This is a genomic window from Centipeda sp. (in: firmicutes) (assembly GCF_057271695.1).
The window spans coordinates 1-1,788 of record NZ_DBHIVL010000146.1 but is presented as its reverse complement, the minus strand read 5'-3'; the positions used below and the strand labels follow the sequence as shown (position 1 = coordinate 1,788).

Genomic DNA, 1,788 nt, shown 5'->3' with positions numbered 1-1,788 from the left:
TTCCCGCGCACCTTAGGATTCTCTCCCCGCCTACCTGTGTCGGTTTTGGTACGGGTAGTATGTCTCTACCTAGAAGCTTTTCTCGGCAACTTAGGATCAATTACTTCGCTCTTTTGAGCTCGTCATCACGCCTCAGCTTTTAGTGTAACGGATTTACCTATCACACAACCTACACGCTTAAACATGCACTTCCAATCGCATGCTAACCTACCTGTTTGCGTCACTCCATCGATCAAACAATTCATACTAGTACAGGAATTTCAACCTGTTGTCCATCGCCTATGCTTTTCCGCCTCGGCTTAGGTCCCGACTTACCCTGAGACGACGATCGTTGCTCAGGAACCCTTAGGCTTTCGGTGGAAAGGATTCTCACCTTTCTTTTCGCTACTCATACCGGCATTCTCACTTCTTACCAGTCCACAGCTCCTTCCGGTACTGCTTCAATCCAATAAGAACGCTCCCCTACCCAATGGTATTACTACCATTGCCACGACTTCGGCTCTGCATTTTAGCCCCGGACATTTTCGGCGCAGAGTCTCTCGACCAGTGAGCTATTACGCACTCTTTAAATGGTGGCTGCTTCTAAGCCAACATCCTGGTTGTTTTGGAAACTCCACATCCTTTGCCACTTAATGCAGCATTGGGGGCCTTAGTCGGTGGTCTGGGCTGTTTCCCTCTTGACTATGGGCCTTATCACTCATAGTCTGACTCCCATGTATAAGTATAGCCATTCGTAGTTTGACTAGGTTCGGTACCCGGTGTGGGCCCTAGCCCGATCAGAGCTCTACCGCCTATACTCTTTACCATGAGGCTAGCCCTAAAGCTATTTCGGGGAGAACCAGCTATCTCCGTGTTCGATTGGCATTTCACCCCTATCCACAACTCATCCCAAAGCTTTTCAACGCTCACGAGTTCGGTCCTCCACACAATTTTACCTGTGCTTCAACCTGGCCATGGATAGATCACTACGGTTTCGGGTCTACTACCACTAACTCCTCGCCCTATTCAGACTCGCTTTCGCTTCGGCTCCACGTTTTCCGCTTAACCTCGCTAGTGACAGTAACTCGCCGGTTCATTCTTCAATAGGCACGCCGTCGACCTGCAATTATACGGTCTTCGACTGTTTGTAGACATACGGTTTCAGGTTCTCTTTCACTCCCCTCCCGGGGTGCTTTTCACCTTTCCCTCACGGTACTATGCGCTATCGGTCCATACTGGTATTTTGCCTTGGAGGGTGGTCCCCCCTGCTTCCCACAAGGTTTCACGTGTCTCGTGGTACTCTGGATACTGCTCCACATATGCAGGATTTCGACTACAGGGCTTTCACCTTCTTCGGCCGACCGTTCCAAGTCGGTTCGTCTATCCCATTTATGCTTGTTAGCAGTCCTCAACCCCGGTCTGGCGAACCAGTCCGGTTTGGGCTCTTCCCCGTTCGCTCGCCGCTACTAAGAGAATCTCGTTTGATTACTTTTCCTCTGGGTACTTAGATGTTTCAGTTCCCCAGGTGCCCTCCTCATACTCTTTGGTATGGGTGACAGAGCTTTTCTCTGCCGGGTTCCCCCATTCGGATATCTACGGGTCAATGGTCGCTTGCACCTCTCCGTAGCTTTTCGCAGCTTACCGCGTCCTTCTTCGGCCAGTATAGCCAAGGCATCCACCGTATGCCCTTACTATCTTTACTTGATAGTGACATATGGTTATGTCTTTTGCTTTAGAGTCATCCTTTCGGATGCTCTCACCTTATAAGTTAATTTAGAGAATCTATGTGCTTGGTCTAACCCTTAGAGT

General features: G+C 49.7%; 1 rRNA gene. It reads right to left on the bottom strand.

Annotation, left to right across the window (positions count from 1 at the left end):
- A 23S ribosomal RNA gene (locus tag ACO6BQ_RS12540) occupies window positions 1-1,681 on the bottom strand; the annotation flags it as partial.
- Window positions 1,682-1,788: the final 107 nt, after the last annotated feature.